Annotated in this window: 1 protein-coding gene; it reads left to right on the top strand. The window is 45.7% G+C overall.

Annotated elements, in window-relative coordinates:
• Window positions 1-17: 17 nt before the first annotated feature.
• Window positions 18-350, top strand: a 333-nt coding sequence (locus BB427_RS24880; protein ID WP_368072335.1) for an LIM domain-containing protein, incomplete at its 3' end; no start/stop codon positions are given.

Below are 350 nucleotides of genomic sequence, written 5' to 3'. Positions count from 1 at the left end.
ACACAGGAAAGAAGAAAATGGAATACAAAGACCACCAATGGCATGAGAAATGCTTCTGCTGCTGTATGTGCAAAAATCCCATTGGAACCAAAAGCTTCATCCCTCGTGATAACGACATTTACTGCACTGGCTGTTACGAGGAGAAATATGCTACTAGGTGCATTAAGTGTAACCAGATTATCACCAGTGGAGGAGTGACGTACCGAAATGAGCCATGGCATAGGGAATGCTTCTGTTGCACGAACTGCAACACATGCCTTGCTGGCCAACGCTTCACTTCCAGAGATGACAAGCCTTACTGTGCAGACTGTTTTGGCGAATTGTTTGCTAAGAGATGTACAGCTTGCGGG

Origin of the sequence: Pseudoalteromonas sp. BMB (assembly GCF_001709235.1) — a bacterium.
GTDB lineage: Bacteria > Pseudomonadota > Gammaproteobacteria > Enterobacterales > Alteromonadaceae > Pseudoalteromonas > Pseudoalteromonas maricaloris.
The sequence above is the reverse complement of the archived record's forward strand: the minus strand, read 5'-3'. Positions and strand labels throughout refer to the sequence as shown.